Here is a 14,153-nt window from a genome sequence, read left to right as displayed (position 1 = left end):
AAGGTGAGTTGATTGGAACATAAGCAAGTCGAGGATGTGAAATTATACATCAACGGAAATTTTACGGATGCAGCAAGTGCAGAATACTTCAATAACGACAATCCGTTCACGAATGAGATCACGAACCGGGTGGCCAAAGGTGACAAGGCAGATATTGAAAAAGCAGTCGAGGCTGCCAATCATGCATTTTGTCATGGACCATGGGGACGTATGAAGCAGAAAGAACGGATGGCATACATCGAAAAAATCGCTGACCTGATTGCAGATGAGGCGGAGGAAATAGCAGTTCTTGAGTCGCTGGATACTGGTCTGCCCATCAGCCAGACACGCAAGATGACCGCACGTGCAGCGGAAAATTTCCGCTTCTATTCCCGTATGGTCCAGTCGCGGATGCACGGGCATGCCTATCAGGTGGACGATGAGTTCATTAATTATACCGTTTACCAGCCGCTTGGTGCGGTAGGATTGGTCACGCCGTGGAATGCACCATTTATGCTCACAACGTGGAAAGTTGCACCAGCCCTGGCAACAGGCAACACCGTTATTTTAAAAGCTGCAGAGCTGTCACCGCTGAGTGCCAATCGTCTGGCGGATATTATTGACCGGGCAGGCTTACCTGATGGCGTATTCAATGTCATTCACGGATACGGCGAAACAGCTGGTGCTGCGCTTGTAAAAAACGAAAAAGTGAAAGCAATTTCATTTACAGGTGAAACAGTTACCGGTAAATCCATCATCAAAAATGCCGCTGATTCACTGAAAAAAACATCAATGGAGCTTGGCGGGAAATCACCGTTGATTGTGTTTGAGGATGCTGACTTCGACCGTGCACTTGATGCAGCAGTCTGGGGAATTTTTTCCTTTAATGGCGAACGCTGCACTGCAAATTCACGTGTGTTTCTTCATAAAAACATCAAGGAAAAATTTATAGATGCACTGCGGCAGCGGGTGGAAAAGGTTAAAATGGGTGATCCAATGGCCCCGGCTACACAGTTGGGCCCATTGATTGATAAAGGGCATTATGAAAAGGTAACAGGATACATTGATCTGGCAAAGGGAGAAGGATGTGACGTTGTACAGGGAACGGTGCCACCGGAATTAATAGCAGGGAATTTTGTCCCGCCAACATTATTTTTGAATGCCAGCAATGACATGCGGGTCAGCCAGGAGGAAATTTTCGGACCAGTCATGTCGGTCATCGAATTTGAAACGGAAGAAGAAGTAATTGATATGGCAAATGGAACTGAGTACGGTCTGGCGGGTTATGTCTGGACAAATGATTTAAAACGGGGGCATCGAGTCGCACAGGCAGTTGATTCCGGAATGCTCTGGGTGAATGCACAAAATGTTCGCGACCTGAGAATTCCGTTCGGCGGGATGAAAGGAAGCGGTGTAGGACGTGAAGGCGGACACTTTGCGATTATGGAATTTTATACCGAGCCAAAAGCAATTCATGTTGCGATTGGAGACCACCGGATACCGGAATTCGGAAAATAACAAGGAGGGGAAATGATGCCGGCAAAAACGGGCAAGGAGTATATTCAGGGGTTAAAAAAAGCACAGAATAATGTGTACATTCATGGGGAGCGTGTGGATGATGTGACAACACATCCCGCATTCAAAAATGTGATTCAATCAATGGCAGATTTGTATGATCTACAATACGAAAAACCGGATAAAATGCTGTACACTTCACCAACGAGCGGTAATCAAGTGGGAATGACTTTCCTGCAGCCGCACTCTGTTGAAGATCTGATAAAGCGGCGGGAGGCCATGCAGGAATGGGCGATGACAAGCGGAGGAATGATGGGCCGTTCACCGGATTATTTGAATGCTGAAGTGATGGCAATGGGCATGAATAATGAATTGTTTGCTGAAGCGGATCCATACTTTGCGGAAAATGCCCGCAATTTTTATGAATACGCTCGGGAGAATGATATCAGCCTGACACATACATTGATTCATCCCCAAGTAAACAGGGCGAAAATGCAGCATGAACAGAAGGATGCAAATGTTGCACTGCACCTTGTGGAAAAGCAGAGTGACGGAATTATCGTGGATGGTATCCGGCTTCTTGCGACACAGGGAGGTATTACGGATGAAATTCTTGTGTTTCCGTCAACCGTGAAAAAATCGGGGGAGCATGATGATCCGTATTCATTGGCGTTTGCAGTGCCGAATAATACACCTGGTTTGAAGTTCATCAGCCGTGAAGCTTTTGATTACGGTAAAAATGAATGGGATCATCCGCTTGGATCCAGGTTTGAAGAAGGAGACGCAATTGTGTCGTTCGAAAATGTATTTGTCCCTTGGGAGCGTGTGTTTGTCTGCGGAAATTCCTCTGTTTGTAACCGGACGTTTCGGGAAACAAATGCTGTCGTCCATATGTCCCACCAGGTTGTTGCTAAAAATGTTATCAAAACTGAGTTTCTGCTTGGTGTTGTCTTGAATGTGATGGATGCGATTGGCATTGACCAATTTCAGCATGTGAAAGACAAGGGGACTGAAATTATGCTGCATCTGGAAACCATTAAATCGCATCTGTTCCGGGCAGAACACAATGCAAAACTTGATCAATCAGGGACAATGACACCGGATTTTGATGCACTCAATGCTGCGCGTAACTGGTATCCAAGAATCTACCCGCGGATGACGGAAATTGTCCGGATTCTTGGTGCATCCGGATTGATGGGGATTCCGACTGAGGCAGATTTTCGTCATGAAGAAATTGGACCGATTATTCATCGTGGACTGCAGGGTAAAAATCTGGAAGGAGAAGAGCGTGTTCAGTTATTCCGCCTGGCATGGGATATGACACTGAGTGCATTTGGCTCCCGCCAGACACATTATGAGTATTATTTCTTTGGTGATCCGATCAAAATGGGGATGGCGTACTTTGATGGATATGAAAAAGATTCCTATAAAAAATATGTCCAGGATTTCCTTACCAGAAACCGCGGCGTGAACGTGTAGAGCTGATATCAGGTTGTGAAAAATAACTGTTTTCGTATGATTGTTATTTGTGATGATAAATCCATAAACTGCGACATAACATGATGTTCTACCACCGCTGCGGAAAGCATCCGCCCGGAGCGATCCCGGACGGCAGGGCGAGAACGGGCGAATTATAGAAAATATTCCAACAGTTATATCGCAGTTTCGTTCAATTATGATGTTAACTTAAACAAAAGGGGGAGTATGATGAATGCAAATATTATCAGGTGTGCGCGGGCCATTTTACATGTAACCGATCTTGAAGCATCACGGCATTTTTATGTGGATGTGCTTGGCTTCATAGAAACGGAAGCAGATGATAGACATATATATTTGCGTGGACTTGAGGAGCATACGCATCATAGCCTGGTCCTGAAAAAAGCTGATGAGCCGTGTGTGGAAGTGCTGGGTTACAAAGTTTTTTCAAGCGATGATTTGAAAGCGCTATCTGTGATGTTTGAGCAAAAGGGGTTTGCAACAAAATGGCTGAAAAAAGGTGAACAGCATGCAATTGGTGATGCGTTTCGTGTGCAGGACGTCAATGGAATGCCACTCGAGTTTTTTGCTGAAATTGAACCAGCAGAACGGATGCTGCAGCGCTATGACATGTATAAGGGAGCGAGGATGCAGCGGATTGATCATTTTAATTGCATGGTTTCCAATGTGGAGCAAGGGTATGATTTTTACCAAAACAAGCTGGGATTTGCCTGTTCCGAGTACACCGAAACCGAAAACGGAAATATCTGGGCGGCATGGCTGCATCGCAAACAGACCGTACATGATTTGGCGCTTATGAATGGCAAGGGACCAAGACTTCACCACATTGGATTTTCGCTCCCTGATCCGTTGGCGATTATTCATGCGTGCGATGTGCTTGCTGCAAGTGGTTACGGGGATAAAATTGAGCGCGGTCCTGGGCGTCATGGTCTATCCAATGCATTTTTCCTCTATTTACGGGACCCGGATGGACATCGGATTGAGTTGTATAATGGGGATTATTTAACAAGCGATCCTGATTTCAAGCCAATCCGCTGGGCAATCAATGACCCGATGCGGCAAACATTCTGGGGTCATGAAGCACCGGATTGCTGGTTTAATGAAGCATCATCTGTTCTGGACATTTTGACCGAGGAGAAAATGGATCAGGAAGCCGCCAAATTGAAACAGCACAAACCGACGTTTGTTATTTGAAAAGGAAAGACCGCAATCATGGTACTGATAAATTCGAGCAATCGCCTGACGTTGGAATTGCATACGTCTGCTTCCAAAGTAGATTTTTATTCTTAGCAGTTAAAAAAATTAAATAATGAAGGGCTTAGCTTAGTGTTGTCTTTTGCAGAAAGAGTTTTCATACAAAAGTATAAAATCCTTTCTTACTGCATAAGTGCAACTAAGGCTGTCACCTAAAGGCTTGGTGACAACCAAGTTTTCTAATAAATTCATAATTTAAAACAATAGAAAGGATGTTGAGCAAATGGACGATCGTACATTCAGATCTGCGATGGGGAAGTTTGCGACAGGGGTTACGGTGATTACCACGGAAGTAAATGATGAGCCATATGGAATGACCGCAAACGCATTTATGTCCGTATCGGTTAATCCAAAACTGGTTCTTATATCGGTTGATGAAATGGCACATATGAACAATTATGTACGGGATGCCGGAAAATTTGCTGTCAGTATACTGAATGAAGATCAGCAGGATATGTCCGCGTATTTTGCCGGACAGGTAGAGGAGTATCGGTCGGTTGCATTTGACCGGTTCAATGGTATGCCGACGATACCCGGTTCGCTGGTCAATCTTACCTGCAATGTCCACGATTCGGTCATAGCCGGTGACCATACATTATACATTGGTGAAGTAACCGATATATCGATTAGTGAAGGCGGGCCGTTAACGTTTTTTTCCGGAAAATATAAACAGATAAATGGTTCTGTGGAAGTAAAGGAAGTATAACAGTGTACCGTTTATTTAACTGTCCGTGTTAATAAATGCGGTTAGGAATAGTGAATTTGAAGGAGGTGCTACAGTGGCTGATGTTAAGTTTCATGATATAGGTGAAGGAATGAATGAGGGGGAAATCACAACTTGTTTTGTGAAAATCGGTGATGAGGTGACGGTTGATCAGCCGCTGGTTGAACTGCAAACCGATAAAATGGTTGCGGAAATCCCCTCGCCAGCTGCAGGGAAAATTACAGCAATCCATTTTGAAAAAGGGGAAGTTGTGACGGTTGGAACGGCACTGATTGAAATTGATGACGGGTCTGATACGGTAGCTGACATTACTTCTGCCGCTCCGGAAAAAAAGAAAGCTGTGCAACAGGGAAAATCTGAACCGGACATGAAGGATAGAAATACTGTAACCAAAACGTATAACCGGATTCTGGCGGCGCCGTATACACGGAAAGTCGCCCGTGATCATGATATCAATATTGAACAGATTGAGGGAACCGGTCCTGGGGGAAGAGTGACCGAGGAAGATGTTCATAATGCAATTGAAGGTGGGACTGATTTTGCTGCTAAGCCGGGGCAGGAACCAGAAGCAGATACCATTCCGTACACAGGTATACGAAAACAAATTGGTGATAACATGACCAAAGCCATCACGACCATTCCGCATGTCACGCATTTTGATGAAGCAGATTTAACGGAGTTACTCGAATTCCGCCAGCAATTAAAGCAGGAGGGTGAATCGATTTCCGTTGCAGCCTTTTTCCTGAAGGCGGTAACGATTGCCTTAAAAGAGCATCGTATTTTCAACGCGCAACTGGATGAGGAAAACAAGGTCATCAAACTTCAAAAGAGCTGTCATATCGGAATAGCAACCAACACAGACAGAGGTTTGCTCGTGCCGGTGTTACGGGATGCGGATCAAAAACCCATTCGTCAGATCAATACGGAAATGAAGGAACTGACGCAGAAAGCTGTGGACGGAAAGCTGCGTGCGGAAGATATGAAGCATGGCACGTTCACCATCAGCAATGTGGGACCAATTGGCGGAACTTGGGCGACACCAATCATCAACCAGCGGCAAACCGCAATCATGGCGCTTCATAAAACAAAAAAGACTCCGGTCGTGCTGGAGAATGATGAAATTTTCGTTCGACAAATGATGACCATGTCGCTTTCATTCGATCATCGCGTGGCAGATGGCGTTGCTTCCGTTGAATTTATCAATCGATTTATTGAACTGCTTGAAAAACCGAACAAAATGTTATTGGAGCTGGTATAAATGGTTGTCGGCGAATTCGCGGAACAACGTGACCTTGTCATTATCGGAAGTGGTCCGGGTGGTTACCAGGCTGCTATCCGCGCCGCCCAGTTAGGTAAATCTGTCACGTTAATCGAAAAAAATAAACTGGGCGGGGTCTGTTTAAACCAGGGGTGTATTCCGTCTAAAGTTTTCACGCATGCCGCTGCAAAACTGGCTTCGGTGCCTGTTATGGACGAAATGGGAATTGGAGCAATGGAAACAGCAGTGGATTTTTTCACGTTGCAGCAGTATAAAGCAAAGATTGTTGACCGGCTGCAAAGTGGTGTGGAAGCCTTGATGAAATCAAATGAAATTGAAGTACTAACAGGCAAGGCAAATTTTATCAATGATCATAAAATCGGGGTGGAAAATGGCCATCAATTTAATTTGTACGAATTTTCCAATGCAATCATTGCAACTGGGAGCCATTCAAACTGGGCAGGACCGGAACATGAACGGGTACTGTTGCCGGAATCAGTTTACCAATTGGACGAAATTCCGGAGTCATTGGTGATTTACGGAAATGATTACCGGGCACTGGAAGCAGCATTCAGTTTTAAACTGTTGGGATCAGATGTGAAACTCTTCTATGAGCATGCATTTCCATTTGATGATTCAATCAACCGAGAGCTGATACGGATGCTGAAGAAGGCAAAAATTAAAGTGAAGCATGGTTATAAATTGCAAGATGTACATTCTGACAAAGAGAAGGTTTCCGTTCATTTTTCCAAAGAGAAAGAAACAGTGGATGAAAAAGCTTCGTATCTGCTTGTTTGTACGGAACAAAAACCTAACACTGAACATCTGGGGATCGACCGGACGGGAGTTGACCTGACGGCAGCGGGATTCATTCGAACAGACCATCAGGCGCAAACGACTCTTTCCCACGTGTTTGCTGCAGGGGATGTAACAGGCGATGGTTTTACTGCTGTCAAAGCCATCAAACAAGGAAAAGTCGCCGCAGAAACAATTGCTGGGCTTAAAAGTGAAGTTGATTTAACGCTGATACCTTCAGTTGTACATACGATTCCGCCAATCGCAACGGTTGGTCTCACAGAAAAAGGAGCCAATGCAGCAGGATACCAGACAGAAACAAGCAGCTCATCGATGAATGGAAACAGTTATGCGGCAATTACAAATGCAAGAGGGGGTCTTGTAACAGTCGTAAAAGAGAAAGAGACTGATATATTACTTGGTATACACATGATTGGCTCCAGTGCCATTGAGCTGATCAGTACAGCTGTTACTGTATTGGAAATGGCTGGCCGAGAGGAAGATCTGGTATTTCCGTCCTATCCACACCCAAGTTTTAACGAAGGATTGCTGGAGGCAGTCGAAGGTTTGTCAGGCATGGCCATTCATGCACCCAAGAAGCGCTAAACAGTATTTGTAAATCATATGCAAGGAGGGATAGGTTGGACAGTCCATTATCCGAAACAGGAACCGTTTATGGTGTTTTGTTTAATTTTCAGGGCGAGCTGGATGCCATGGAAGATGCATTACATGAAAAACCGTACAACCAGCCGCCGAAACGACCGATACTTTATATGAAGCCGAAAAACACCCATAACCATCATCAGGGTGAAGTGGAGATGCCACAGGGAGAGAAGGTGCTTCAGGCAGGTGCTGCACTCGGCATTGTTTTTGGCAGGAAAGCGACTAATGTTCCGGCTGAAAAAGCGATGGACTATGTATCAGGTTTTACCATTGTAAATGATCTCAGCGTTCCTCATGACAGCTATTTTCGTCCGAATATCAAAAATAAAGTCAGGGACGGATCATGTCCAATCGCTCCTGTCATTGCAAAAGAAGCGATCCATGATGAAGCAATGCTTCCTATCAGGGTTTTTGTTAATAATGAAGTGGTTCAGGAAAATAACACGGCTAATCTTGTACGGCCGATGGGAGAGCTGGTTGCAGATATCAGCACTTTCATGACGTTTTCCAAAGGGGATATTTTGCTTGCCGGTGTCCCGGAAAATTCTCCACTCGTTCGGTCAGGGGATCTTGTCCGGGTTGAAATCAGTACGGTTGGTTCGCTGGAAAATAAAATCGTTCCCGCGAAAGGCGGTGGTTTATAATGCGGCATGCACGTGTAGCCTGCTTTGGCGAAATTCATGACGCGGTTGAAACGGGCGGCAAAATTCAGCTTGATGATGGCAGGATGGTGGAGCGGTCCGATGTCACTTGGCTTCCGCCGATTGAGGCAGCAACAATTTTTGCACTCGGTCTGAATTATGCTGACCATGCCAGTGAAATCAGTTTTAACGCACCTGAAGAACCACTGGTTTTTTTGAAAGGGCCAAATGCACTGGTGGGACATGAAGGACAGTCACGAAGACCGAAAGATGCGACCCATATGCATTATGAATGTGAACTTGCGGTTGTAATAGGAAAAAAAGGCCGCAATGTGAGCCGTAGTGAGGCATATAACTATGTGGCAGGATATACGGTCGCCAATGATTATGTGATACGGGACTATCTGGAAAATTATTATCGCCCCAATCTGGCTGCCAAAAATCGTGATAGCCTGACACCAATCGGACCGTGGCTTGTTGATAAAGAAGGCGTGGCGGATCCGATGCAATTGACTCTCCGGACGTATGTCAATGGTGAGCAGACACAGGAGGGCTCAACAAGCGACATGGTGTTTGACATACCGTACTTGATTGAGTACCTAAGCAGTTTTATGACGCTTCACGAGAATGATGTTATTTTAACAGGTACCCCCAAAGGAACGGTGCATGTATATGAAGGGGACGAGGTCATTACGGAAATTGAAGGTATCGGATCGCTAAAAAATACAGTAATCGGTGATGCGGAATTTAACAGATAGGGAGGCCTTTACATGCCACATATTATCGTCGAATACACAAACAATATTGCAGGTGAGGCGGAAATCCCCGCTTTGCTGAAAAAAATAAACGAAACATTGATTGCTCAGGACGGCGTTTTTCCAACCGGCGGAATTCGTGCCCGTGCCATAAGGCTGACAGATTACTATATTGCCGATGGATCAGCCGATGATGCATTCGTTCATACAACATTAAAAATTGCTCCCGGTCGGTCGGGTGAAGTGAAAAAGAAAACCTGTGATGATTTATTCCAGATGATGGAGGAACATTTCACGGAGCTTTTCCAAAAACGCTACATTGCGCTGTCGATGGAGCTCGCTGAATTTAGCGAAGGGTCAACGTATAAAAAGAACACTATTCATAAACGGTTCACATAGTTTAGGGTTCCCCGGATTGCCTTTTGGCGGTCCGGGAGTTTTTTTATTGATGGAATGCGGCAGTAGTCCCCGCTGAATAAACTGCAGAACCCGCTGATCATTGTCCTGTACTACTGTTGGATTACCAAATTTCCTCGACAGAGCGCACACCTCTGTAAAATCATATACTGCCAAAGCCGCTCAAACTATGCTAAACTGGCAGAAGAGTGAATCGAGAAAGGATTTTTATATGAGCAAAACTGTGGTATTAGCTGAGAAGCCTTCCGTTGGCCGGGATATTGCACGTGTGCTGAACTGTAATAAAAAAGGGAACGGTTTCATGGAAGGATCGAAATATATTGTAACCTGGGCGCTGGGACACCTGGTGACGCTAGCTGACCCGGAAGTATATGATGACAAGCTGAAGACATGGCGGATGGAAGACTTGCCGATGCTGCCGGACCGTCTCAAGCTCGTTGTCATCAAAAAATCCGGCAAGCAATTTAGCAGTGTGAAAACTCAATTGAACCGAAATGACGTTAATGATATTGTCATTGCAACCGATGCCGGGCGCGAAGGAGAGCTGGTCGCGCGCTGGATCATTGATAAGTCCCGAACTAAAAAACCGGTAAAGCGGCTATGGATTTCATCGGTAACGGATAAAGCCATCAAGGATGGATTTAAACATCTCAAACCGGGAAAGCAATATGAAAATTTGTATCATGCAGCTGTGGCACGTTCGGAAGCAGACTGGTATGTCGGATTGAATGCGACACGCGCACTGACGACCAAGTTCAATGCCCAGCTTTCAAGCGGTCGTGTTCAAACGCCAACCCTGGCAATGATTGCTGCAAGAGACAAAGAAATCAAAGAATTTACGCCGAAACAGTTCTATGGAATCGAGGTAAAAACGGATAAAGGCATGAAACTTACCTGGCAGGATGCAAAAAACAATAGCCGGATTTTTTCCAAGGAAAAGGCCGAAAAACTATTAAACCAATTGAAAAATCAGCCTGCCAAAATAGTTAATGTGGATAAAGCGCAAAAGAAAAAACATGCCCCGCAGCTTTACGACTTGACGGAGCTGCAGCGTGACGCGAACCGTATTTTCGGGTTTTCCGGAAAGCAGACATTGTCATTGATGCAAAAATTATATGAGCAGCATAAAGTGCTCACATACCCGCGAACCGATTCACGGGTTATTTCAACGGACATTGTACCAACATTGAAAGAACGTGTGAAAGCGTGCGGGGTTGATCAGTACAGTCGCTTCGCCGGAAAAGTGCTCAAGCGTGACTGGAAACTGCCAAAATCAGTCGTTGATAACAGCAAGGTATCCGATCATCATGCCATTATTCCGACTGAGCAGCCGGTGATTCTGGCTGATTTGAACGATAAGGAACAGAAAATCTATGATCTGGTCGTCAAGCGGTTTCTGGCAGTACTGGCTGAGCCATATGAATATGAACAGACGACAATCGAAGCACAAATTGGAAACGAATGCTTTAGTACGAAAGGAACAACCGTCAAAAAATTAGGCTGGAAAGAAATCTATCAAGACTCCGAAAATAATCAGGGATTACCGGATGTTCAGCAGGGGGATGTTTTCCAGCACTTAAAACGAACGATTACAGAAGGGGAAACCAAGCCGCCTGAGCGTTTTACGGAAGGTGCCCTGCTGCAGGCGATGGAAAATCCAGTACGTTACATGGGTTCCGATAATAAACATTTGGCTAAAACCATAAATCAGACCGGCGGACTTGGTACAGTTGCAACACGTGCCGACATTATTGAGAAGCTGTTCAACAGCCAATACATGGAAATGCGCGGGAAACATATTTTTATCACGTCGAAAGGGAAGCAGCTCCTTGACCTTGTTCCGGAAGATTTGAAGTCACCAGCACTTACTGCTGAGTGGGAGACAAAGCTTGGCCGGATTGCGGAAGGCAAATTGAATAAAAATCAATTCATCAAAGAAATGAAGGATTATGCTCGTGAGGTTGTTCAGCAGATTAAGGCCAGTGATGAAACATTTAAACATGATAACATGACAGGTACCAAATGCCCGGATTGTGGAAAATTAATGCTGGAGGTTAAAAATAAGCACGGACGCATGCTTGTTTGCCAGGATCGGTCATGCGGGCATAAAAAGAATATTGCCAAGCATACCAATGCCAGATGTCCGAACTGTCATAAACGGATGGAGCTCCGAGGGGAAGGGGAAGGTAAGATGTTCACGTGCAAATGCGGACATCGCGAAAAACTTTCCACCTTTAACAAGCGGAAGGAACATGAGAAAAAGCATAAAGTTTCCAAAAAAGATGTCAACAAATACTTGAAAAAACAGGATGAAGGCTTTACTAACAATGCATTGGCAGAACAGCTTGCCAAGTTGAAAAAAGACTAACAAAAAGGGGGTTGCGCTTTAATCCAAGCGTATCCCCCTTTTTCAATCACTTCCACTAACTAAGTAGTAAGAACGGTCTAAAAATTATATAACTTAATGTATTTTAAAAATACTTATGATAAACTTTAGGGTGATTACATACTTAGGGGGGAAACAATGTCAACAAAAAATGAAGAACTGGAAAAAGCAATAGGAGAAAGATCTATTAACTCCCTGCAATTCAGGCTTGGCGCATTTGGAGCGGCTGTACCGCTATTATTTTTTGTCGTTTACGCCATCACAATCAGTGTGCTCCAGCTTTCATCCGAGGTAGGGCTGGTAATGGGTGCCATCATTGGGATTACAATTGGCTTGCTTCTGTGTAAAAGTAAATGGGAGGACTACGCACAGGCCTTGTTTGATGGACTTGCTCAGCCTGTCGGAGTTATTGCGATGGTTGCCTGGTTTTACGCAGGTATGTTTGCGCAAGTCTTGCAAGTTGGCGGGCTTGTTGAAGGGCTGGTCTGGATTGGTGCGATTACCGGTGTTACCGGCGGCCTTTTTGTAGCGTTGACGTTCTTACTGGCAGCAACTTTTTCTACTGCAGTAGGTACAGGGTATGGAACAACAGTGGCGTTCTGTACATTGATGTATCCTGCAGGGGTGGCTGTTGGAGCAGATCCGGTATTTATGTTTGCAGCTATTTTAGCAGGTGCTGTTTTCGGTGATAATTTGGCACCGGTTTCAGATACGACAATCGTTTCAGCAACAACGCAGGATGCTGATGTGCCGGGTGTTGTACGCAGCCGTTTTAAATATGCAGTAGTCGCGGCAGTTCCGGCTGTAATTCTGTTCGCAATCTTTGGTGGCGGCGGAAATGTTAGTACTGATCAGGGAGCAATGAATTCTATGATTGAATCCGTTAACCCAAGCGGACTTATTATGTTGATACCATTTGCGATTGTACTTATATTGGCACTATCGGGACAGCATTTGCTTACATCATTAACCTGGGGTATTATTTCAACTATTCCACTAATATTCATTATGCATCAATTTGGAATTAGTGGTAAAGAATTGGGCGATTTATTAAGCTTTAATCCTGACTCAGACACGGTGATTCAAGGAGCACTGATAGAAGGACTTACCGGATATTTTAATATGGCCATTCTTATTTTGTTAATCGTGGCATCAGCTCACTTGTTAAAATTAGGCGGAACAATGGATGCCATTACGAAAAGTTTGGTTAATTGGATTAAAAATTCAGTCCGTAAAGCGGAATTTGCCATCTGGGGTATTGTTGCGATATTGAATAGTTCCATTACAATTAATACCGCAGCAGAAATTGCGGCAGCACCATTTGTAAAGGAAATTGGATCGAAATATAAAATTCACAAGTACCGCCTGGCAAACATGCTTGATGCGGTTACCTCATCACTGGGATATATTTTCCCTTGGGGGGCACCAGTATTGCTTGGCTGGTCAACGATTAAAACAATGAAGGAAACGTATAACTGGCTGCCAATTGTAGAGCCGACAGCAGTTTTTCCATTTGTTTTTCACGGCTGGTTCCTATTCATCGTGATGCTGATTGCAGCATTAACCGGTTGGGGGCTTCGCTATCAGGGTAAAAATGGTGAAGAATTAAAAGAACGCCCGAAAGACTGATACAGAATATCATACAGAAAAACACAAATTGGCAGAGAACGGCTTATTCGTTCTCTGCCTTTTATGTTGTTACAGATTTCCCGAACGAGAAAGCCCATTCCTTTAGGTGTGGGATGAAAGTGAGGTCGGATACGGAGTACCACTAAAATCGAGAGGTTTGTGGTGTATCCGAATGATCCACTCTCCTTTGTTATATAGTTGTTGTTTATAAGTTAAACGGATAAAATATAGTATAATATGAATGAATACAGACGTACAAAAACAACCGTATCATTCATTAACTATCATTTTGTTTTTTGTCCTCGATACAGAAGGAAAATATTTCTTCGTGCTGATGTCGAAAAACGCTTTAAGAAATAGTACAAGAAACATGTCAAGAATTCGAAATCGTCCTAGTTGCTTTAGAGTGTGATAAAGACCATACACATATGTTTCTTAATGCACTGCCGACGCTCAGTCCTGCTACTATCATGGCAAAAATGAAAGGAGTGACTTCTAAACGATTAAGAGAGGAATTTTCTCACCGTAACCATTTGCCCAGTTTATGGACACGTTTCTATTTTGTATCCACCGCAGGAAATGTATCCAGTGAAACTATTAAACATTATGTTGAACAACAAAAAACAAGGGGGTGAAACAG

At 44.4% G+C, this 14,153-nt stretch carries 11 protein-coding genes and 1 pseudogene; all 12 read left to right on the top strand.

Annotated features, from left to right (window positions below; genetic code table 11):
* Window positions 1-12: 12 nt before the first annotated feature.
* The 12 genes and pseudogenes from hpaE (at window position 13) to tnpA (ending at window position 14,148) form a co-directional block, all read left to right on the top strand.
* Entirely contained in the window at window positions 13-1,497 is a 1,485-nt protein-coding gene (hpaE, locus tag ABD010_RS01430) for a 5-carboxymethyl-2-hydroxymuconate semialdehyde dehydrogenase (protein ID WP_343809609.1), read from the top strand.
* A 15-nt stretch (window positions 1,498-1,512) separates the two neighbouring features.
* Entirely contained in the window at window positions 1,513-2,973 is a 1,461-nt protein-coding gene (gene hpaB, locus ABD010_RS01425) for a 4-hydroxyphenylacetate 3-monooxygenase, oxygenase component (protein ID WP_343809607.1), read from the top strand.
* Between the two features lie 228 nt (window positions 2,974-3,201).
* A complete protein-coding gene (gene hpaD, locus ABD010_RS01420; protein WP_343810159.1) occupies window positions 3,202-4,185 on the top strand; it encodes a 3,4-dihydroxyphenylacetate 2,3-dioxygenase in 984 nt (327 codons plus the stop codon).
* Between the two features lie 283 nt (window positions 4,186-4,468).
* The gene (locus ABD010_RS01415; RefSeq protein ID WP_343809605.1) at window positions 4,469-4,951 is read left to right on the top strand and encodes a flavin reductase family protein; all 483 of its coding nucleotides are present in this window, start codon (window positions 4,469-4,471) and stop codon (window positions 4,949-4,951) included.
* A gap of 73 nt (window positions 4,952-5,024) precedes the next feature.
* Window positions 5,025-6,227: a dihydrolipoamide acetyltransferase family protein gene (locus ABD010_RS01410; protein ID WP_343809603.1), complete on the top strand. Its 1,203-nt coding sequence runs from the start codon at window positions 5,025-5,027 to the stop codon at window positions 6,225-6,227.
* Window positions 6,228-7,628 (top strand): dihydrolipoyl dehydrogenase family protein, encoded by a 1,401-nt coding sequence (locus tag ABD010_RS01405; RefSeq protein WP_343809601.1) that lies wholly within the window; start codon window positions 6,228-6,230, stop codon window positions 7,626-7,628.
* Window positions 7,629-7,663: 35 nt separating this feature from the next.
* The gene (locus ABD010_RS01400) at window positions 7,664-8,329 is read left to right on the top strand and encodes a fumarylacetoacetate hydrolase family protein (protein ID WP_343809599.1); all 666 of its coding nucleotides are present in this window, start codon (window positions 7,664-7,666) and stop codon (window positions 8,327-8,329) included.
* Entirely contained in the window at window positions 8,329-9,084 is a 756-nt protein-coding gene (locus tag ABD010_RS01395; protein WP_343809597.1) for a fumarylacetoacetate hydrolase family protein, read from the top strand. The genes ABD010_RS01400 and ABD010_RS01395 overlap by 1 nt, the downstream gene beginning before the upstream one ends.
* Window positions 9,085-9,096: 12 nt before the next feature.
* Complete coding sequence (locus ABD010_RS01390; RefSeq protein ID WP_343809595.1) at window positions 9,097-9,480, top strand: 5-carboxymethyl-2-hydroxymuconate Delta-isomerase; 384 nt, start codon at window positions 9,097-9,099, stop codon at window positions 9,478-9,480.
* 229 nt (window positions 9,481-9,709) lie between these two features.
* Window positions 9,710-11,866, top strand: coding sequence for a DNA topoisomerase III (locus ABD010_RS01385; RefSeq protein WP_343809593.1), 2,157 nt, complete (start codon window positions 9,710-9,712; stop codon window positions 11,864-11,866).
* Between the two features lie 156 nt (window positions 11,867-12,022).
* A complete protein-coding gene (locus tag ABD010_RS01380) occupies window positions 12,023-13,513 on the top strand; it encodes a Na+/H+ antiporter NhaC family protein (RefSeq protein WP_343809591.1) in 1,491 nt (496 codons plus the stop codon).
* A 237-nt stretch (window positions 13,514-13,750) separates the two neighbouring features.
* Window positions 13,751-14,148 (top strand): annotated as a pseudogene (tnpA, locus tag ABD010_RS01375) (IS200/IS605 family transposase).
* Window positions 14,149-14,153: the final 5 nt, after the last annotated feature.

Origin of the sequence: Virgibacillus siamensis (assembly GCF_039522605.1) — a bacterium.
In the GTDB taxonomy this organism is placed as follows: domain Bacteria; phylum Bacillota; class Bacilli; order Bacillales; family Amphibacillaceae; genus Lentibacillus; species Lentibacillus siamensis.
Note: the sequence above shows the minus strand (reverse complement) of the source record. Positions and strands in the feature narration are given on the sequence as shown.

What these genes read in the sequence shown, in the direction of transcription:
- ABD010_RS01415 (WP_343809605.1), top strand. Translation starts at nt 4,469, where the DNA reads ATGGACGATCGTACATTCAGATCTGCGATGGGGAAGTTTGCGACAGGG.
- ABD010_RS01380 (WP_343809591.1), top strand. Translation starts at nt 12,023, where the DNA reads ATGTCAACAAAAAATGAAGAACTGGAAAAAGCAATAGGAGAAAGATCT.
- ABD010_RS01395 (WP_343809597.1), top strand. Translation starts at nt 8,329, where the DNA reads ATGCGGCATGCACGTGTAGCCTGCTTTGGCGAAATTCATGACGCGGTT.
- ABD010_RS01405 (WP_343809601.1), top strand. Translation starts at nt 6,228, where the DNA reads ATGGTTGTCGGCGAATTCGCGGAACAACGTGACCTTGTCATTATCGGA.
- hpaB (WP_343809607.1), top strand. Translation starts at nt 1,513, where the DNA reads ATGCCGGCAAAAACGGGCAAGGAGTATATTCAGGGGTTAAAAAAAGCA.
- ABD010_RS01385 (WP_343809593.1), top strand. Translation starts at nt 9,710, where the DNA reads ATGAGCAAAACTGTGGTATTAGCTGAGAAGCCTTCCGTTGGCCGGGAT.
- hpaD (WP_343810159.1), top strand. Translation starts at nt 3,202, where the DNA reads ATGAATGCAAATATTATCAGGTGTGCGCGGGCCATTTTACATGTAACC.
- ABD010_RS01390 (WP_343809595.1), top strand. Translation starts at nt 9,097, where the DNA reads ATGCCACATATTATCGTCGAATACACAAACAATATTGCAGGTGAGGCG.